A 17,971-nucleotide genomic window follows, 5' to 3' on the forward strand; every position below is an offset into this window, starting at 1 on the left:
CGGCCACTTAGGCCATTTGATTAATGAAAAATAACTGGCAGGGCTTCGCGTAACGCTTTAACTGATCTATAGTAAGTAAAACTAATATAAATCATCATTCTTAAGTCTAAGATTTTCCTCAGGACAGTGGCACTAACCGCCTTGTAATTTTTATTTCATCATTTTGAGTTGAATCGTTAATAAACACCGGGTGAAAAAGCACTGACTCTCGATAATCCGTAAGGAAATATTATGAAACTCAAGCTTTTTCTGTGTGCCGCTGCAGGATTAACTGTCGCAATGACACCCTTAACCCAGGCGGCAACGACCTCGGGAACCATCAATGCCACGTTAACGCTGACCACGGGTTGCCTGGTTAACGGTCAGTCAGCTACGGCGGGCGTTAACTTCGGTACCCTGAATTTTGGTAGCAGTGCAGCGACCTTCGACACCCTGAACGCCACGCTGGTCGGTGCGGCGGGTAACGGTATTTTTGTCCGCTGTACCACGGGTCAGGACTATAACGTGGTGGTGACCAGCAGCAATACTGCGCCAGCGACCATTTATGGCACCGCCTCTGCATCACCACGTTATCTGGTTCTGGGATCGGATAATGCACAGGGCATCGCCTATACCCTCTACAGTGACGCCTCTTTTACCACGGCTATCGCCAACAATACGCCAATCGCCGCCAGTGGAACCACGGACCCAACACTGGGCACCAACTACGCCATTTATGGCCGGGTTATTGGCGGCGGTTTTAATCCCCTGATTCCTGCCGGAACTTATACCGATACGATTAACGTTGCCGTGAACTATTAACGACTGTCGCAGGTAGATAAGGGTGGTTCTCTGGCGATCCAGCCTGATGATCGCATGCGGTCTGCCTCTGCTGATAAGGTGTTTCAGCGCCTGGGGCCTGCCCACCAGCACCTTTCAGGTCACGGCTTCTGTCGTGGCAGGCTGCGTAATATCCGGAACCAATACCGGTGTTTTCGGCACACTTAACTTTGGCACACAGTCTGGCGTGGCGGCCACTCCCGCCAGCGCCAGCTTTGTGCAGAGTACCTCGATAAATCTTGCCTGCACGCCGGGCACCACGCTGAGCATGAGCATTAATCAGGGCGCCAACTTCACGACCACCCGCAACCTGAAACTGCCCAACTTCAGCAATACCGTTCCCTATACGCTCTTTAGTAATGCCAGCCGCACCACGGTGATCCCGGTCAATCAGGCGGTGCCGCTGAGCTATAGCAATGCTAATAACATTACGCTGCCGATCTATGGCCAGCTGCAACTGCCCGGCACTGCGCGCGCCGGCGTTTATACCGATACGCTGACCGTCACCCTGAGCTGGTGAGGCGATAGAAAACAAGGATACGATCATGAAGCCACTGCGCGCCCTGCTGTTGCTGTTAAGTTCTCCCCTTTTCCATGCAGCCTTTGCTGCTAACTCTGTGATGATATGGCCTATCGATCCCGCCATTAATCCTGAAGAGAAAGCCAGCGAACTCTGGCTGGAGAATCGCGGTAACACGACCACGATGATGCAGATCCGTGTTTTCAGCTGGCAGCAAATCAATGGACAGGAACAGTACCAGACCCAGCAGCGGGTGGTCGCCAGCCCGCCAATGGTGCGAATGGAGCCAGGACAAAAACAGCTGGTCAGACTGATTAAACAGACGCCGCCTGCGGCCGGTAAAGAGCAGGCTTATCGGGTGGTGCTGGATGAGATTCCCACGCCGCGCAATCCTGGCGAGAATCAGGCCGGGCTGACCTTTCAGATGCGTTACTCAGTGCCGTTGTTCGTGTATGGCACCGGGCTCTCCACCGACAGCGCCCGTCCGGCTCTGCGCTGGCAACAGATTAGCGAGGGAGGCAAGCGCTGGCTGCAGCTGACCAACAGCGGCAATGGCCATGCCCGACTGAGCAATGTGACTATCGGCGGTCGCAGACTGGGCGACGGTTTATATGGCTATGTGCTCGCGGACAGCACATATCGCTGGCCACTCACCACGCCGGTCAGCGGCGAACTCACTGCAGAGGTCAACAAGAGCCCGTGGCGCAGCGCTGCCCAGAAATAAGCGCTGAATGAGACCTTTTTCCCTGCATCCCTGCGCGCTGACGGTAGCCAGCGTCATTTACGCCTTAACGCCGGATCCTGTGCTGGCGGAGACCTATTCATCCCTGCCGCCACCGCACAGCCTGCAGACCAGCAGCAGCGGTCAGCAATATATGCTGGAGCTGGTGATTAACCAGCAGGAAAACGGCAACATTGTGCCAGTCGAGCAGCGCAACGACCATTTCTGGCTGCGTAGCGGCGATCTGCAACGTGCCGGTCTGCCACTGGATAAGCTGGGTGAGCAGGCGCAGATCGATGTCAGCAGCCTGCAATCCGTCAGTGTGGAATATGACGCCGCCCGTCAGCGGCTGCTGCTCACCGTACCACCGGAATGGCTTCCCGGTCAGGTGATTGGCGAGGCGAAGAACGGACCGCGCTATCCGGGGCGCACCAGCGCCGGCGCGCTGATTAACTACGATCTCTACGCCAGCCGTACCGATACCACCGGCACCCGGCTTTCTGCCTGGAACGAACTGCGCCTGTTCGGTGATGCCGGACACGTCTCTACCAACGGCGTCTGGCAGCAGCAGCTGGAAGGCAGCCCCGCTTATCAGGACAACGGTTATATCCGTTACGACAGCTGGTGGAGCAATGAAGATGAGAACGCGGTGATGAGCTGGCGGGTCGGGGATCTGGTGACTGACTCGCTTGCCTGGAGCAGCAGCATCCGACTCGGCGGCATCAGTGTGGGTCGCGACTTCAGCGTCCGTCCTGACCTGGTGACCTATCCGCTACCCGCCTTCTCTGGCCAGGCTGCAGTCCCCTCCACCGTCGATCTCTTTATCAATGGCTATCGCTCCGGTCAGGCAAATGTGCAGCCTGGCCCCTGGTCATTAACCAATGTGCCATTCGTCAATGGTGCGGGTGACGCGGTGATCACCACCACGGATGCGGTCGGCCGACGCGTCACCACCACCATGCCGTTTTATGTCTCCAGCAATCTGCTGAAATCGGGGCTGGCTGACTACGCTATCTCCGCCGGGGCGATTCGCGAAAATTACGGCATTAAAAACTTCGATTACGGTGCGGCTGCCGCCAGTGGCTCATATCGCTACGGCATAACCGACTGGCTGACGCTGGAGAGTCACGCCGAGGGCAGCGAAAATCTGGCGATGGGTGGGCTGGGAGGTCAGCTTCGGGTTGGCAGCTGGGGCGTGGTTAACGGCGCGGTGGCACAAAGTCATCTTGATGGCGACAGCGGCAGGCAATATAGCTGGGGCTATCAGTACAACAATCGCTGGTTCAACATCGGCACGCAGCAGACCCAGCGCAGCAGCGACTTTGGCAATCTGGCCCTGGTCGGCAGCCGTGCCGGTAGTCAGGCGGATAGCCGTTACACGCTATCGCGCCGCACTGCCCAATACAGCGCCAGCATCTCACTGAACCGCTTTGGCAGCGTCGGCGCCGCCTTCATCGATATCACCGACGGCCAGGGCGATCGCACCCGCCTGTGGAACCTCTCATGGAGTAAGAATCTGTGGGGAAACAGCAGCCTCTATGTCTCCGCCAGCCGCGATCAGGAGGAGAAGAGCTGGACCGGTGCGCTCTCGCTGGTGATCCCGTTTGGCGAGCAGGGCAGCGCGGCGATCAGCACCGAGCGCGATCAACGCGGTCGCGATAGCCAGCGTCTCTATGCCTCCAGTGCCATGCCCAGCGACGGTGGATTCGCCTGGGATGCCTCATGGGCGAATCAGAGTGGCGACAGTGGCGACAGTGGCGACTACCGGCAGGGCAGTCTGCGCTACCGCAATAACCATATCGACACCTCGGGGGGCTTCTACGGTGATGATGACAATCTGACTCAGTGGGCCGATGTCGCCGGTGCACTGGTATTAATGGACAACAGCGTCTTTGCCGCCAACGCCATCAACGACGCTTTTGTGCTGGTGAAAACGGGCTATCCCGACGTTAATGTCCGCTATGAAAATCAGTCGATGGGACGCACTAACCAACAGGGCTATCTGCTGGTCCCCGCCATCAGCAGCTACTACCCGGCCAAATATGATATCGACACCCTCGACCTGCCCGCCGATATGACCACGCCCCATGTTGAGCAGCGTTTTGCGGTGAAACGTCAGAGCGGCTACCTGCTTAACTTCCCGGTGGAAAAACTGCGCTCTGCCAGCGTGATTCTGGTTGATGCACAGGGCCAGCCGCTGCCAGTCTCAAGCCTGGTACAGCGTGCGGATCATGCCACTGAGTATGTCGGCTGGGATGGCATCGTCTGGATGGAAAATCTCACTGCCAGAAACCCGATGGAGGTGGTGACGCCCGATGGCCGCCGCTGTGAAACCGAACTGCGCATCGCCAGCGGTCAGCCGCAGGCGCTGAAAACCTATGGCCCTCTGACCTGCGCGCTGCCCGCGCCCGCCGCAGGCAGCGCCGCCTCTCCCGCTGAATCTTTCACGTCCGGAACCCAACCATGATCAAATCTCTGTTATTGGCTGCCCTGCTGCTGACACTGCCGTCGCTGAGCTACGCCGCCTGCGGTCTGCCCGCGTCGACCGCCAGCTTCGGCTCGGTCACGACGTTTGTGGCGAATACCACCGTCAGCTCGGTGACCACTAACGCCAACGTCAACTGTGGCGCAGGCTCGGCGTTGTCACTGCTTGGCAATAACCAGATAACGTTTCAGCTGACCGGCGCGACCAATATCAGCGGCACACGGGGCGTCCTGAAACGCAGTGGTGACACCGGCAGCGATAATGTGCCAGTACGGCTCTGCACCGACAGCGCCTGCGCCAGCGAACTGACGATTGGCAGCACGCCGTTTGTTTACAGCTCACAAACCCTGATAAATCTGGCAGGTTTGCTGGGCAGTCTTAACTTTGCCCTTCCCGTCTATCTGCGCACTGTTCCCGGTCAGGTGGTTGCAGCGGGAACCTATTCCGTTACGCTAAATATGGCTGTGACTTACCGCATCTGCACCAGCATTGGCGTGGGTAATCTCTGTTTAAGCGAGCAGAAAGGCAGCGGCGTGATTCCGATTAACGTTACCGCTGTCCTCACCAACGATTGCACGACGATCACCGCACCCAACATCAGCTTTGGCAGTGCGCCGCTGGTGAGTAGCTTCTCCGCTGTATCACAGACCATTAACGTGCTGTGCAGTAAAGGCAGTACCTATACCGTCGGGCTGAACAATGGCAGTTATCCGGCGGGCAGCGTCAGGAACATGGCGAGCGGAGCGAACCGTCTGAGTTATGAGATTTATAAAAGTGCCACCAGCAATCGCTGGGGAGCGGCAGGCACTGAACGCTGGAGCAGTACCACCTCGACAGCGGTATCAGCGGATGGACTGACGCGCGGCTTTAACTACACCGCGCGCATCCTGACCACTCAGAACACGCCGCCTGCGGGAAATTACAGCGACAGCGTGGTCGTCGATTTATCGTTTTAAAGTGACGCGCTGACCGTCGTTGTGGCGCTGTGACGCCGCTGATACTGCTTCACCATCCGGCCAATCAACAGCGTACCGATCAGCCCGCAGACCGCCGCAAAGGTGAGCCAGACGCCAGGCATCGCTTTGTCACCGGTGGCGTGAATCAGATAGCTGGAGATGGCAGGTGTAAAGCCGCCAAATAGCGCCGTTGCCAGACTGTAAGCCATGGAGAAACCGGCAGCGCGCACTTCAGCAGGCATAATTTCTGCCAGATAAACCACCATCGCACCGTTATAGCTGGCATAGAGAAACGACAGCCACAGCTCAGCTTCCAGCAGGTGAGCGAAGCTGGCCGATCCCACCATCCAGTGAAGCACCGGCCAGGTGGTGGCAATCATCAGCAGGGTAAAAATAATCAGCAGCGGACGTCGTCCCACGCGGTCCGACAGCGTACCCATCAGCGGCAGCCAGAAGAGGTTGGAAACACCCACACAGAGCGTCACCAGAAACGCCTGCTTGTCGCTCATCATCAATACAGTTTTGCCAAAGGTCGGCGTAAAAGCGGTGATCATGTAGAACATCACCGTGGTGGTGACCACCATCAGCATGCCCGCCAGCACCAGCGCCCAGTTGCTGGCGACCGACTGCATGATTTCCGTCATGCTCGGGTGATGTTTACGTTTACTGAACGCTTCAGTCTCTTCCAGCATCCGGCGGATATAGAACAGGAACGGCACAATCAGACAGCCAACCACAAACGGGATACGCCAGCCCCACTCCGTTACCGCTTCTTTCGCCAGCAGATGATTCAGCATCAGGCCCAGCAGGGCAGCAAAGATCACCGCAATCTGCTGACTGCCCGACTGCCAGCTCACGAAGAAGCCTTTGCGTCCTTTGGGTGCAACTTCGGCCAGATAGACCGATACGCCACCCAGCTCAACCCCCGCCGAGAAGCCCTGCAACAGACGCCCCAGCAGAATCAGAATCGGTGCTGCCACGCCTAAGGTAGCGTAACCCGGTACCACCGCAATGGTCAGGGTACCAATCGCCATTAAGCCCAGCGTCAGCAACAGGCCTTTACGGCGCCCATGATGGTCGATGTAGGCACCTAAAATGATCGCCCCCAGCGGGCGCATCAGGAAGCCGGCACCAAAGGTCATCAGGGTCAGCATCAGGGAAGCAAACGGGTCATCACCCGGGAAGAAGGTTTTTGAAATGGCGGTCGCGTAGTAGCCAAACACCATGAAGTCGTACATCTCCAGGAAGTTACCACTGGTGACGTTGAAGATAGTTCGGGCAGCACTTTTCGGCGGCTTTTGTAAAGACGGGGTGTGACTCATAACGGCTTCCTATTGTTTTTTAGCCGTTTTAGCCTGACTGAAGCGGGATTAATGTGACGTGAGTCACCATTGCAATTTACAAATCTATGTACATAAGTAACAACAAATTAACAATCCGAATCAGGCAGCATAAGTGATCGGCTTGAGCACTGCTTGACCCGATTTTATGTGGTCAGAGAGCCAGCATAAAAAAAGGCGACCTCAATAGTCGCCTTCTAAGGATGCCCGATAATTCGCTATTTCTTCACGGTTTCCATGCCCATCAGCCCGATTTTCAGATAGCCCGCCGTGCGCAGTTTATCCATGACGCTCATCAGGGTTTCATAATCCACCGACTTGTCCGCCTGGAAGAAAATCGTCGTCTCTTTGTTGCCCTGCGTCTGGCTGGTCAGCACGTTCACCAGCGAGTCAGGCGTAACCTGATTGTTACCGACGTAGAGCTGCTTATCCGCTTTAATAGACAAATAAACTGGCTTCTCCGGGCGCGGCTGCGGCGCGCTGGTTGAGGCGGGCAGATTGACGCGCACGTCGACCGTCGCCAGTGGCGCGGCTACCATAAAGATGATCAGCAGAACCAGCATGACGTCGATAAACGGCGTCACGTTAATCTCATGCATTTCACCGTCGGTTTGCAGATCGTCGTTTAATCGCATGGCCATAACAGCTTACCCTAAGCGCAGTTTCTGGGCGGTCGCGGGACGTGGAACCTCTTTGGCCACAGTGCCCAGGTCGATGTCACGACTCTGCAACAGCATCACCTGAGCGGCAACATCACCCAGCGAGGCTTTGTAGTTAGCGATCATGCGGGCAAAGACGTTGTAAATCACCACCGCCGGAATCGCAGCGACCAGACCCACCGCCGTTGCCAGCAGCGCTTCTGCGATACCCGGTGCCACCACCGCAAGGTTCGTCGTCTGGGTTTTCGCAATACCGATAAAGCTGTTCATGATGCCCCAGACAGTGCCGAACAGACCAATAAACGGGGCGACAGAGCCGATGGTTGCCAGGAAGCCATTGCCCCGGCCTGCATGGCGGCTGAAAGCAGCCACGCGGCGCTCAAGGCGGAAACTGGTGCGATCTTTAATGCCGTTGGTATCTTCCACACCTGCCGACAATTCGAGTTCATTCTGCGCATCGTTCAGCAGCACGACGCTGTGGCTGTGACCGGTAAACGACTGAGCAATGCGGGCGGCGTCATTAAGACTACGGGCTTCGCCCAGCGCCAGTTGCTCACGCTTCAGGCGGCGCTTAGCGGCGCTGAGTTCAGCATATTTGCCGAAAAAGATTGCCCATGTCACGACCGATGCCAACAACAGGCCAATCATGACGACCTTTACCACGATATCGGCATGTTGATACATGCCCCAAACGGAGAGGTCCGTTTGCATCAAATCACTGGCTACCACGCTGCTTCTCCAACTTCTGATTCAGGGATGCGAAACAAGCGCGAATAATAGCAAAATGGCGGCGAATTGATAGTAGTTCTCATTAGTATTTACAAACCCAACCCTGGTCACAGACCTCGCTTTGACCAGCTTTGCACACTTTCCGTCAGGGACGTTTCGAAAATGTGAAGCTGCATGAAAATTTATTAAAACAACGTTTCAAAATGTGACGCCATTCATTCAATCAACATTACTGCATTTTACTCAGACGCATTTTCACTATGCTGGCTCCACACGGCACTCTGCGGTTAGCCCAGACTCCAGGCCGTCCTACCTCTGCGGGAGACAAAATAATGAGACTGACAAAAACATGCCTGGCCAGTGCCCTGGCGGCAATCATGATAAGTTCCACCGCCACGGCACAGGTGATTAAAGTCGCTGAAGTGCAGCCAGCCGGCTATCCCACTGTGGTTGCCCTGCAACACATGGGCGACAAACTCAAACAGGCCACAGATGGACGGCTGGAGATGAAGATCTACGCCGGTGGCGTGCTGGGTGATGAAGACCAGACGCTGCAACAGGTGCAGCTGGGCGCCATCGATATGATCCGCGTCTCACTGGCTCCGGTCACGTCTATCGCCCCGGAAACCAGCGTGCTGACCCTGCCCTACGTTTTTCGCGACATCGACCACATGCATAAAGTGCTGGATGGTGAGATAGGCAGCGAGATTGCCAGCAAGTTTGATAAGGATCCCAACGCCCGCATGGTCTTCCTGGGCTGGACGGATGCCGGTGAGCGCAACATGATCACCAAGAAGCCGCTGGCAAAACCCGACGATCTTAAAGGTATGAAGATCCGGGTGCAGAACAGCGCCATTTCACTGGCGACGCTGAAAGCGATGGGCGCAAATCCGGTGGCAATGGGCGTCAGCGAAGTCTTTAGTGCGATGCAGACCGGCGTGGTCGATGGCACCGAGAACAACCCACCTACCTTTGTCGCCCACAACTACATGCCGGTCGCGAAGTACTACACCCTCACCGGCCACTTTATTCAGCCAGAGATGATTCTGTTTTCGAAACGTGCCTGGGATCGCCTGAAACCCGACGATCAGACACTGCTGAAAAAGCTCGGTAAAGAGGCACAGGATGAAGAGCGTCAGCTCTGGGCGACCTACACCGAACAGTCGATCGCCAAAATGAAGTCCGGTGGCGTGACCTTCCAGCAGACCGACCGCGACTACTTCGTTAAGGCTACCCAGCCGGTGCGCGATCAATTCGGCGGCAAATATCAGGATCTGATGACCCGAATCGCCGACGTGAAATAACCCTTCCCGCGCCACACTGCCGTGTGGCGTGCTAAATCAGGTATTAATTATGTCTGCTTATACGCGTCTGATGGATGGGCTTTATCTGCTGTGCATGCTGGTGGCCGCCGTGGCGCTGTTGATCATGGTGACGGTCATTCCTGTTGGCATCTTCGCCCGTTACGTGATGAACGGCGCACTCTCCTGGCCAGAACCGGTCGCCATTATCTGCATGATCATATTCACTTTTATCGGCGCGCCGGTCGGCTTTCGTGCCGGAACACATATCTGCGTGTCAATGGTCACTGATCGTCTGTCACCTGCCCGCCAGCGCCTGATGCTGCGGGTCTGCGATCTGCTGATGATCATCACCTGTCTGGTGATCTTCCAGGCCAGTTACAGCCTGTGTGAAGCGATGTGGGTGCAGACGCTCGCCTCACTGCCGGCGGTGACCTACGGCGAAATGTATCTGCCGATCCCGATTGGCGCGATCTTCACCCTGCTGTTTGTTGTTGAGCGATTGCTGACCGGCGATCAAAGTCAGCGACCCATTGTCACACTGGGCGGCACCCACTAATCCGGAGCAGAAGATGGATGCATTAATCTTGATAGGCAGTTTGCTGGTGTTGCTGTTGGTGGGGTTTCCGGTCGCGTTTGCGGTCGGCCTGAGCGCTTTTATCGGCGCCTGGTGGATCGATCTGCCCCTGGAAGCGGTGGTGATTCAGATAACTAATGGCATTAACAAATTTTCGCTGCTGACCATCCCGTTCTTTATTCTTGCGGGTGCGATCATGGCGGAGGGTGGGATTGCCCGGCGGCTGGTCAATTTCGCCTATATCTTTGTCGGCTTTATTCGCGGTGGCCTCTCACTGGTTAACATCGTCGCGTCGACCTTCTTTGGTGCCATCTCCGGATCGTCAGTCGCGGACACCGCTTCGATTGGTTCGGTGATGATCCCGCAGATGGAGGAGAAAGGCTATCCGCGTGATTTTGCCGCTGCGGTAACGGCCAGCGGCTCCGTTCAGGCCGTGCTGACGCCACCCAGTCACAACTCGGTGATTTACTCGCTGGCAACCGGCGGCATGGTCACCATCTCTTCGCTGTTTGTCGCAGGTATCCTGCCGGGACTGATGCTGGGAGGCTGCCTGATGGTGATGTGCCTGGGGTTCGCACGCAAACGCGGCTATCCCAAAGGCGAGCGCATTCCGTTTCGTCAGGCGCTGAAGATTTTCTTTGACGCGTTCTGGGGCCTGTTTACCGTGGTCATCATCATGGGTGGGATTCTCTCCGGTATTTTCACCGCCTCAGAGTCCGCGGCGATCGCCTGTATCTGGGCCTTTTTCGTCACCATGTTTATCTATCGCGACTTTAAATGGAATCAGCTGCATATCCTGCTGTTTCGTACCATTAAAACCGTCACCATCGTGATGGTGCTGATCGCTTTCGCCGCCGGGTTTGGTGCGGTGATGACGTTCATGCAACTGCCGACGATGATCACCGAAGCCTTTACCAGCCTCTCTGATAATAAATATGTGATTCTGATGTGCATCAACATCCTGCTGCTGGTGGTGGGCACGCTGATGGATATGGCGCCGCTGATTCTGATTCTCACGCCCGTATTGCTGCCGGTGGCGACCTCACTGGGCATCGATCCGGTGCACTTCGGCATGATCATGCTGACCAATCTCGGCATCGGTCTCATTACGCCGCCGGTCGGCACAGTACTGTTTGTCGCCAGCGCGGTAAGTAAACAGAAGATTGAGCAGGTGGTCGGGGCGATGCTACCGTTCTACGGCATGCTGTTTATCGTTCTGATGCTGATTACCTATATTCCCGCCATTTCGCTCTGGTTACCGCGCCTGATGGGCGTGATGTAACGCAAAGAAAAACGGCCCGTGAGCGGGCCGTTTTTTTTCCTGCGATGCACTCTGATAATCACCATTGAGTCTCAACCCTGCTGGCTGTTTCGTGGTAACGTGAGAGCTTAGTCCGAAGCGGTAAAGGCGACTCATGACCACCAGAAAAATTGATACCACGCTCGTCAATGCAGGACGCAGCAAGCGTTATACCCAGGGCTCGGTGAACAGCGTGATTCAACGGGCCTCCTCACTGGTTTTTGATACCGTTGCGGAGAAAAAACGCGCCACCGCCGGTCGGGCAAAAGGTGAACTCTTTTATGGCCGTCGTGGCACCCTGACGCACTTTGCGCTGCAGGATGCGATGACCGAGCTGGAAGGCGGCGCAGGCTGCGTGCTCTACCCTTGCGGCGCGGCTGCCGTGGCCAATGCGATTCTGGCATTTGTTGAAGCGGGTGACCACGTGCTGATGAGTGGCGCGGTCTATGAACCGACGCAGGACTTCTGTACGAAAATTCTGGCTAAGCTGCAGGTTTCTACGGGCTGGTTCGATCACTGCATCGGCAGCGAAATCGGTGAACTGGTTCAGTCGAATACCCGGGTTGTTTTCCTGGAATCCCCCGCGTCTATCACCATGGAAGTTCAGGATATTCCAGCGATTGTGGCGGCTGTACGCGCCAAAGCGCCCGAGGCGATCATCATGATCGACAACACCTGGGCGGCCGGTATTCTGTTTAATGCGCTGGCGCACGGTATCGATATTTCCATTCAGGCCGGCACCAAATATCTGATTGGTCACAGCGATGCGATGATTGGTACCGCAGTCGCTAATGCGCGCTGCATCGACCAGCTGCGCGAGAACTCCTATCTTATGGGCCAGATGGCCGATGCCGATACCGCTTACATGGCAAGCCGGGGTCTGCGCACGCTGGGTACCCGTCTGCGCCAGCATGAAGAGAGCGCAATTCAGGTGGCAGAGTGGCTGGCGGCGCGTCCCGAAGTGGCGCGGGTGAATCACCCGGCGCTGGCGCAAAGCAAAGGTCATGAATTCTGGAAGCGCGATTTTAACGGTAGCAGCGGCCTGTTCTCATTTATCCTGCAGGAAAAATTAGACACACCCCAGCTGGCGGAATATCTCGATCACTTCCATCATTTCAGCATGGCTTACTCCTGGGGCGGCTATGAATCGCTGATCCTGGCGAATCAGCCGGAAGAGCTGGCAGAGATTCGTCCGGCGGGCGGTGTGGATTTCACCGGCACGCTGGTGCGGTTGCATATTGGCCTGGAGCATGTTGATGACCTGCTGGCTGACCTGGAAGCCGGTTTTTCGCGCCTGACGCGCTGAGTCGCTCAACAGAAAGTAAACAGAAGATAAACCGGGTCGCGGTGGCCCGCAGTGTTTGCCGGGCAGCGGCTCATTTGTTGTTAAAATTTATCCCGCATCGTTCAGATTGTTGGTGAGTTCACTGTACTGTCTGAACGCAGACGGATTGTTCCTTGTGACGTGATGGAATCGCTAATGGGTGTTTTACACGAGATTGTCCAGGCGCTCTGGCATCAGGATTTTGCCGCACTGGCAAATCCGGATGTGGTATGGGTAGTGTATGGCGTGATGTTTCTGACGCTGTTTCTGGAAAATGGTCTGTTACCCGCCTCTTTCCTGCCGGGAGACAGTCTGCTGTTGCTGGCAGGCGCGATGGTGGCTAAAGGGGTGATGGATTTTGTACCGACCATGGTGATCCTGACGACAGCTGCCAGCCTCGGCTGCTGGCTGAGCTATTTGCAGGGTCGCTGGCTGGGCAATACCCGACTGGTTAAGAGCTGGCTGATGCATCTGCCCGCGCAGTATCACCAGCGCGCCTGGAATATGTTTAACCGTCACGGTCTGATGGCGCTGCTGGTCGGCCGCTTCCTCGCGTTTATCCGCACCATCCTGCCTACCATGGCGGGCATTGCGGGCTTACAGAACAGTCGTTTTCAGCTGTTTAACTGGCTCAGCGGTCTGCTGTGGGTCGGCATTGTGGTGACCTTTGGCTATGGCATCAGCCAGGTGCCGTTCATCAAGCGTCATGAAGATCAGGTGATGGCGATTCTGATGATACTGCCGATGGTGTTGCTGGTGCTCGGTCTGTTCGGCAGCATTCTGGTGATCTGGAAACAGCGTCGCCAGAAACGCGCCTGACGTGCCCACAGCCTCGGGATCCGCCGCCTCCGGGCGGCCGGATCGGCGACCTACAAAGAGGAATCCGTCACCGTCTGCCTGACACGATTAACCTCTTCCCCCGGCGTCACGCCAAAATAACGTTTAAATTCCCGCGAGAACTGCGAAGGACTTTCATAGCCAACCCGCACCGCCGCCGCACTCGCTTTCAGTCCATCGTGCAGCATCAGCAATCGCGCCTGATGCAGGCGATAGCGCTTGAGATACTGTAGTGGCGAGGTTTGCGTTACCGCTTTGAAGTTATGGTGAAAGGCTGAAACGCTCATGTTCACTTCTGCCGCCAGCGCATCGACGCTGAGGTTTTCCGCATAGTGATTCTCAATCCGCCGGAGGGCGCGCGCGATCAGGCTGAACTGCGTCTGTCGGCTCACCAGTGAGAGCAGTGCGCCGCCAATCGGGCCGGTCAGCACATAGTAGATAATTTCCCGCACGATGTGCGGCCCCAGCACCCGCGCATCGCGCGGCTGGGTCATCACATCCAGCAGTCGCTCAGCGGCACACAGCATCGGCTCCGTCAGCCAGGCCGAGTGAATGCCCGAGGTCTGTGGCTGCGGCTGAAACTGATCGTCATCACCAATTTCAATCAGCAGATCCTGCAGACTGGCGGTATCGACGTTGAGGCACAGCCCGGCAATGGGTATCTCCGGCGAAGCCCAGGTTTCGCACTCCACCGGCAGCGGCACGGTGAGCATCAGATACTTGCTGGCGTCATACTGAAAAACGGTGCTGCCGAGATAACCGGTTTTGCTGCCCTGAAACAGGATCACAATGCCGGGCTGATACATCATCGGCGTACGCGGACGATATTGATTCGCATAAATCAGCGACACATTTTCGACCGGACAGAGACGGTCGTGACCGTGGGTCATTAACGTGACGACCTGCTGTGCCAGCCGGTGACACAGTGCATCGTGCGCCATAGCGACTCCTTTTTCAGCCAAAAAGCCAGTTTGCCGTGCGAATGCCTGAATCGCCAGCAGCCAGGAGAATCAGGCAATAAATTTACCGAATCGGGCATAAGACCAGGCGTGCTGTTATCGACTGAGCTAAGCAGGCTGAGAATTGTTGGCTAGACTTAAGCACAGTGAAATCTCACGGATTAACCGCAACGGAAAGGAGCAACTATGGCAGACCAACCCATTATCAAACTGCGCGATGGCAATATGATGCCGCAACTGGGACTCGGCGTATGGCAGGCCAGCATCGAAGATGCGCGTCATGCGGTGCTGAAAGCGCTTGAGGTCGGCTATCGTTCCATCGATACTGCCGCCGCCTATAAAAATGAAGAGGCGATTGGCCAGGCGCTCCAGGAAACCGACGTGCCGCGCGAAGAGATTTTCGTGACCACCAAACTGTGGAACGACGATCAGCAGAACGTTCAGCAGGCGATGGAAACCAGCCTGGAGAAACTGAAACTGGATCAGGTCGATCTCTATCTGATGCACTGGCCGTGCCCGGAAAAAGACAACTACGTTGATGCCTGGAAGAAGATGATCGAACTGCAGCAGCAGGGACTGACCAAAAGCATCGGCGTCTGTAACTTCCATGAAGCGCACCTGAAGCGCCTGCTGGATGAAACCGGTGTGACGCCAGTCGTAAACCAGATTGAGCTGCACCCGATGCTTCAGCAGCGTACGCTGCATGCGTGGAACGCGCTGCATCAGATCCAGACCGAATCCTGGAGTCCGCTGGCTCAGGGCGGCAAAGGGGTCTTCGATCAGGAGATCATTAAGTCGCTGGCGAAGAAATACAGCAAGACACCTGCGCAGATCGTGATCCGCTGGCATCTGGATAGCGGCCTGGTGGTGATTCCGAAGTCGGTGACGCCAGCGCGTATCGAAGAGAACTTTAAGGTGTTCGACTTCCGTCTGGATAAGCATGAAGTGAGTGATATTGCGAAACTGGACAGCGGCAATCGTCTGGGTCCGGATCCGGAGACGTTTAACTAAGGGGATGCGTCGCCCGGTGATGCGTACACGCTGCCCTGGAACTGCAGAGTAGCGTGTAATTAACGCGGTCAGGCCGGTCTTTCCAGCCTGACCGCGCTGTTATGAAGTGGGCTGCACCTCAAGCTGCCCCGCCGTACCCCGATCGGCCAGTTCCAGCGTCTGGCTGTAATAGACGAACGGGAAATGATCGGATGAGCTTTGCGGGAAGGTGACCATCAGCTCCACGCTGCCATCCACCCAGACCGTATCTTTCCAGCCACGATCTTCGCCCATCGGCTGCGCCCCATTCACGCTTTTAATCAGGAACATCACGCCCTGAATATGCAGTGACTGTGGCCGGTCAGCGTGCAGGATCCAGCGTTCAAAGGTGCCCTGCTGCGCGGTCGTGTCAATGCGGTTCATATCCCAGAGCGCGCCATTAATGCCCGGCATGCTGTCGCCAATGCGGAATTCGCGCGTGCGAACCGCCACACCATCCAGAATCTGATCGGCCAGCAGCCGCATTGGCAGATTATCTGTCACCAGCGGCAGTAAGCCGGTGGGTCGCAGCGTCAGGATCAGGGTAGAGGTAAGAATAGAGGATGGCTCAAAGAAACCGCGCAGCCTGTCCATGATGCCCGCCGCCGTACCCGCCGTTATCGACACTTCATCACCCTGCGACATATCTATCAGCACTTCGCGGCGTTCGCCCGGTGCCAGTGACAGACGCTGCACCGCCACCGGTGCAGGCAGATAGCCCTGATCGCTGGCGATGACCATAAACGGACGGTTGTCGCTTAGCACCATCTCATAACGTCGCGCATTTGAGGCGTTCAGCAAGCGCAGACGCACCCAGCCGCGTGACACCTCGACAAAGGGATTGCGTACGCCATTCACCAGCAGAGTATCACCCAGGAAGCCGCCATCCTGTGGCGGGTCATAGACTGGCGTGGCGAAGTTATCGAGCCGTTTGTCCTGAATGATAATCGGGAAGTCATCGACACCGTAATGCTTCGGCAGCGGCAGCTGTTTGCCGATATCATCTTCTACCAGCCACATGCCCGCCAGACCATTATAAATGTGCGGAGCCATGCGGTTTGGGGTATTAGCGTGATACCAGCAGGTTGCAGCCGCCTGACGAATCGGCAGCACTGGCGACCAGTCCACACCGGCCGACATCATACGTGGCGCACCGCCCATTAACGCCCCTGGCAGCTGCAAACCGCTGACCGTCATGGAGACTGACTCATTCAGCCGATTGCTGTAGATCAGCTTAACGTCATCGCCGCTGTAAACCCGAACGGTCGGCCCCAGATAGAGGCCATTAATGCCCCATACCGGCACTTTGTTATTGTCACCATTAAAGGACCAGTGGCTGCGCTGCATCGTCAGAAACAGCGGCTGGCCACGACGGGATTCCAGTAACGGCGGAATGGGCAGTGGCGTATCGCCATTAGCTGGAGAAGCGGCGCGCGCCGCATGAGGTAGTACACTGGCGCTAAGCGCCGCTCCGGCAGAAAGCTGGATGAACTGACGTCTGCTGAAAGACATAAAACTTCTGACCCTTTACGCTTGGCGCTGAGCGCCGACCCTGTTTTTATTGATCTGTTTTGCTGTGCTGCGTTCACGACGAGCCGGTAAAGGCTCGCCGGGTTGCATCCCTGCAGATGAGTTCGGCGAGTGATTCGCCGGTCAGATTTTTCCGTTTTTTTCGCGTTCGGCGACTTCGGCGTTCAACTCTTCCAGCTTTGCCGCCATCTGTTCGCGACAGTGGGTTGCCAGCTTACGTACCGACGACGACTCGAAAGCTTTAACATCAACCGGTGGCAGCATTTCAACGATGACCAGTCCATTGTTCCAGCGGTTAAGATTGATCTTGCCGTGTGTGTTCGAGACCACAATCGGGATGATCGGCACACCGGCCGCCACGGCAGCGTGGAAGGCACCCGTTTTAAACGGCAGCAAGCCACGACCACGACTGCGCGTCCCTTCCGGGAACATCCAGATCGAGATGCGCTTGCTGTTGAACTGATCCACCAGCTCACCGATGGTGCCGCGCGCTTTAGCCCGGTCATCGCGATCAATCAGCAGATTACCGGTCAGCCAGTAGAGCAGGCCAAAAAACGGCACCCACAGCAGGCTCTTCTTGCCCACGGTGACCGTATAGGGCTGCACCATTTTAGCCGCAGTGACCATGTCGTAGTTGTTCTGGTGGTTGGCGATGTAGATCGCATTACCATAATTCTCTGCGCCTTCCGGTCTGCGCAACTCTACTTTCAGGCCAAACACCGTCGACAATTTGCCGAACAGACGACCAAACGTCGCGACGTGGCGCGGATCGCGGGGTGAAAAAAGACACCAGATACAGCCAAAAATACAGATTAAAATCGAATAAATGATGACGATAATGGCACGCAGAATCAGTAACATAGTTCCCTCATTGAGCCGCGGCTG

The 17,971-nt window shown here is 56.4% G+C and carries 17 protein-coding genes; 11 read left to right on the forward strand and 6 right to left on the reverse strand.

Going from position 1 to position 17,971, the window contains the following annotated elements; all coding sequences use genetic code 11:
* The first annotated feature begins 231 nt into the window (after positions 1–231).
* The 5 genes from H7K52_RS13020 to H7K52_RS13040 are packed head-to-tail and all read left to right on the forward strand — an operon-like array spanning position 232 to position 5,501.
* Positions 232–801 carry a spore coat protein U domain-containing protein gene (locus tag H7K52_RS13020; protein WP_033761412.1) on the forward strand — a complete coding sequence of 190 codons (570 nt, stop codon included), beginning with the start codon at positions 232–234 and terminating at the stop codon, positions 799–801.
* 46 nt (positions 802–847) lie between these two features.
* Positions 848–1,339: a Csu type fimbrial protein gene (locus H7K52_RS13025; RefSeq protein WP_008925723.1), complete on the forward strand. Its 492-nt coding sequence runs from the start codon at positions 848–850 to the stop codon at positions 1,337–1,339.
* 25 nt (positions 1,340–1,364) lie between these two features.
* Positions 1,365–2,063, forward strand: coding sequence for a fimbrial biogenesis chaperone (locus tag H7K52_RS13030; RefSeq protein ID WP_003848490.1), 699 nt, complete (start codon positions 1,365–1,367; stop codon positions 2,061–2,063).
* Between the two features lie 7 nt (positions 2,064–2,070).
* Complete coding sequence (locus tag H7K52_RS13035; RefSeq protein ID WP_182630113.1) at positions 2,071–4,527, forward strand: fimbria/pilus outer membrane usher protein; 2,457 nt, start codon at positions 2,071–2,073, stop codon at positions 4,525–4,527.
* Positions 4,524–5,501, forward strand: a complete 978-nt coding sequence (locus H7K52_RS13040; protein WP_182630114.1) for a Csu type fimbrial protein — start codon at positions 4,524–4,526, stop codon at positions 5,499–5,501. Before H7K52_RS13035 ends, H7K52_RS13040 begins: the two co-directional genes overlap by 4 nt.
* Here H7K52_RS13040 and tcuC read toward each other — a convergent pair.
* The 3 genes from tcuC to exbB all read right to left on the reverse strand — a co-directional run bounded on the left by tcuC (position 5,498) and on the right by exbB (position 8,211).
* Positions 5,498–6,823: an MFS transporter gene (tcuC, locus tag H7K52_RS13045; RefSeq protein WP_182630115.1), complete on the reverse strand. Its 1,326-nt coding sequence runs from the start codon at positions 6,821–6,823 to the stop codon at positions 5,498–5,500. The two genes, H7K52_RS13040 and tcuC, sit on opposite strands and share 4 nt — an antisense overlap.
* A gap of 236 nt (positions 6,824–7,059) precedes the next feature.
* The gene (exbD, locus tag H7K52_RS13050; RefSeq protein ID WP_182630116.1) at positions 7,060–7,482 is read right to left on the reverse strand and encodes a TonB system transport protein ExbD; all 423 of its coding nucleotides are present in this window, start codon (positions 7,480–7,482) and stop codon (positions 7,060–7,062) included.
* A 6-nt stretch (positions 7,483–7,488) separates the two neighbouring features.
* On the reverse strand, positions 7,489–8,211 hold the full coding sequence (exbB, locus tag H7K52_RS13055) for a tol-pal system-associated acyl-CoA thioesterase (protein ID WP_181162245.1): 723 nt from the start codon (positions 8,209–8,211) through the stop codon (positions 7,489–7,491).
* A 350-nt stretch (positions 8,212–8,561) separates the two neighbouring features.
* Here exbB and H7K52_RS13060 point away from each other — a divergent pair, with 350 nt between their 5' ends.
* The 5 genes from H7K52_RS13060 (at position 8,562) to H7K52_RS13080 (ending at position 13,550) form a co-directional block, all read left to right on the forward strand.
* Positions 8,562–9,533, forward strand: a complete 972-nt coding sequence (locus H7K52_RS13060) for a TRAP transporter substrate-binding protein (protein ID WP_008925729.1) — start codon at positions 8,562–8,564, stop codon at positions 9,531–9,533.
* A 49-nt stretch (positions 9,534–9,582) separates the two neighbouring features.
* Positions 9,583–10,089, forward strand: coding sequence for a TRAP transporter small permease (locus tag H7K52_RS13065; RefSeq protein WP_110411002.1), 507 nt, complete (start codon positions 9,583–9,585; stop codon positions 10,087–10,089).
* Between the two features lie 13 nt (positions 10,090–10,102).
* Positions 10,103–11,389, forward strand: coding sequence for a TRAP transporter large permease (locus tag H7K52_RS13070; protein WP_003848476.1), 1,287 nt, complete (start codon positions 10,103–10,105; stop codon positions 11,387–11,389).
* 133 nt (positions 11,390–11,522) lie between these two features.
* Positions 11,523–12,713 (forward strand): cystathionine beta-lyase, encoded by a 1,191-nt coding sequence (gene metC, locus H7K52_RS13075; RefSeq protein ID WP_078804979.1) that lies wholly within the window; start codon positions 11,523–11,525, stop codon positions 12,711–12,713.
* A 174-nt stretch (positions 12,714–12,887) separates the two neighbouring features.
* Positions 12,888–13,550, forward strand: a complete 663-nt coding sequence (locus H7K52_RS13080; protein ID WP_003848472.1) for a DedA family protein — start codon at positions 12,888–12,890, stop codon at positions 13,548–13,550.
* A 50-nt stretch (positions 13,551–13,600) separates the two neighbouring features.
* Here the strand turns inward: H7K52_RS13080 and H7K52_RS13085 are convergent, their stop codons facing one another.
* Positions 13,601–14,509, reverse strand: coding sequence for an AraC family transcriptional regulator (locus H7K52_RS13085; protein WP_008925731.1), 909 nt, complete (start codon positions 14,507–14,509; stop codon positions 13,601–13,603).
* Positions 14,510–14,713: 204 nt separating this feature from the next.
* Here H7K52_RS13085 and dkgA point away from each other — a divergent pair, with 204 nt between their 5' ends.
* Positions 14,714–15,538 (forward strand): 2,5-didehydrogluconate reductase DkgA, encoded by an 825-nt coding sequence (gene dkgA / locus H7K52_RS13090; protein ID WP_003848468.1) that lies wholly within the window; start codon positions 14,714–14,716, stop codon positions 15,536–15,538.
* Between the two features lie 99 nt (positions 15,539–15,637).
* On the opposite strand, the gene ftsP is transcribed toward dkgA, so the two are convergent.
* Both ftsP and H7K52_RS13100 read right to left on the reverse strand, forming a co-directional pair.
* Complete coding sequence (gene ftsP / locus H7K52_RS13095) at positions 15,638–17,068, reverse strand: cell division protein FtsP (RefSeq protein WP_003848467.1); 1,431 nt, start codon at positions 17,066–17,068, stop codon at positions 15,638–15,640.
* A gap of 141 nt (positions 17,069–17,209) precedes the next feature.
* Positions 17,210–17,947: a 1-acylglycerol-3-phosphate O-acyltransferase gene (locus tag H7K52_RS13100; RefSeq protein WP_003848465.1), complete on the reverse strand. Its 738-nt coding sequence runs from the start codon at positions 17,945–17,947 to the stop codon at positions 17,210–17,212.
* Positions 17,948–17,971 lie beyond the last annotated feature (24 nt).

Origin of the sequence: Pantoea hericii (assembly GCF_014155795.1) — a bacterium.
Classification (GTDB): Bacteria; Pseudomonadota; Gammaproteobacteria; order Enterobacterales; family Enterobacteriaceae; genus Pantoea; species Pantoea eucalypti.

Coding starts and splice junctions, on each gene's coding strand:
- H7K52_RS13020 (WP_033761412.1), top strand. CDS start 232: ATGAAACTCAAGCTTTTTCTGTGTGCCGCTGCAGGATTAACTGTCGCA.
- H7K52_RS13025 (WP_008925723.1), top strand. CDS start 848: ATGATCGCATGCGGTCTGCCTCTGCTGATAAGGTGTTTCAGCGCCTGG.
- H7K52_RS13030 (WP_003848490.1), top strand. CDS start 1,365: ATGAAGCCACTGCGCGCCCTGCTGTTGCTGTTAAGTTCTCCCCTTTTC.
- H7K52_RS13035 (WP_182630113.1), top strand. CDS start 2,071: ATGAGACCTTTTTCCCTGCATCCCTGCGCGCTGACGGTAGCCAGCGTC.
- H7K52_RS13040 (WP_182630114.1), top strand. CDS start 4,524: ATGATCAAATCTCTGTTATTGGCTGCCCTGCTGCTGACACTGCCGTCG.
- tcuC (WP_182630115.1), bottom strand. CDS start 6,823: ATGAGTCACACCCCGTCTTTACAAAAGCCGCCGAAAAGTGCTGCCCGA.
- exbD (WP_182630116.1), bottom strand. CDS start 7,482: ATGGCCATGCGATTAAACGACGATCTGCAAACCGACGGTGAAATGCAT.
- exbB (WP_181162245.1), bottom strand. CDS start 8,211: ATGCAAACGGACCTCTCCGTTTGGGGCATGTATCAACATGCCGATATC.
- H7K52_RS13060 (WP_008925729.1), top strand. CDS start 8,562: ATGAGACTGACAAAAACATGCCTGGCCAGTGCCCTGGCGGCAATCATG.
- H7K52_RS13065 (WP_110411002.1), top strand. CDS start 9,583: ATGTCTGCTTATACGCGTCTGATGGATGGGCTTTATCTGCTGTGCATG.
- H7K52_RS13070 (WP_003848476.1), top strand. CDS start 10,103: ATGGATGCATTAATCTTGATAGGCAGTTTGCTGGTGTTGCTGTTGGTG.
- metC (WP_078804979.1), top strand. CDS start 11,523: ATGACCACCAGAAAAATTGATACCACGCTCGTCAATGCAGGACGCAGC.
- H7K52_RS13080 (WP_003848472.1), top strand. CDS start 12,888: ATGGGTGTTTTACACGAGATTGTCCAGGCGCTCTGGCATCAGGATTTT.
- H7K52_RS13085 (WP_008925731.1), bottom strand. CDS start 14,509: ATGGCGCACGATGCACTGTGTCACCGGCTGGCACAGCAGGTCGTCACG.
- dkgA (WP_003848468.1), top strand. CDS start 14,714: ATGGCAGACCAACCCATTATCAAACTGCGCGATGGCAATATGATGCCG.
- ftsP (WP_003848467.1), bottom strand. CDS start 17,068: ATGTCTTTCAGCAGACGTCAGTTCATCCAGCTTTCTGCCGGAGCGGCG.
- H7K52_RS13100 (WP_003848465.1), bottom strand. CDS start 17,947: ATGTTACTGATTCTGCGTGCCATTATCGTCATCATTTATTCGATTTTA.